This is a genomic window from Candidatus Frankia alpina (assembly GCF_902806485.1).
Lineage (GTDB): Bacteria > Actinomycetota > Actinomycetes > Frankiales > Frankiaceae > Frankia > Frankia alpina.
In genome coordinates this window covers 1-446 of sequence record NZ_CADCWT010000586.1, presented here as the reverse complement: position 1 = coordinate 446, position 446 = coordinate 1, and the positions used below count along the sequence as shown (strand labels likewise).

Annotated in this window: 1 protein-coding gene; it reads left to right on the top strand. The window is 70.6% G+C overall.

What is annotated here, in order from left to right; genetic code table 11:
• Window positions 1–10: 10 nt before the first annotated feature.
• A partial coding sequence (locus tag G6R25_RS32135; RefSeq protein WP_268904216.1) for an SDR family oxidoreductase occupies window positions 11–446 on the top strand: 436 nt, incomplete at its 3' end.

Here is a 446-nt window from a genome sequence, read left to right as displayed (position 1 = left end):
CAAAGCGGCACTGCGCTCCATGACCCGCAGCCTGGCCCGCGAGCTGCTCCCGCGAAAGATCCGGGTCAACACGGTCAGCCCGGGCTCGTTCGACACGGGAATCCTGGAGAAAACGATGCCGAAGGAAACGGCCGAGCAGACAAAGGCCCAGATGGCCGCCGACAACCCGATCCGGCGGGGATTCGGCGAGCCGGAGACGACGCCGCCGGGGCATTCCGGGGCATGTCGCCTGCACCCGTCGACGTGCGTCAGCGCGCGGCGGGCCAGGCTCGGGCGCCATCCCCGCCGGCGATCGCCAGGACGACGATCGCCGGCGGGGATGTGCATTCCTGGGCCGGGCCGGGCCGGGCCGGACCGGGGCGGTTCGCGCTACGCCACTTACAGGTCCGCTCCGATCGAACGGGTGTTTGATAGACTGGAGTGGTGGACGCCGACCCGTTCCAGGC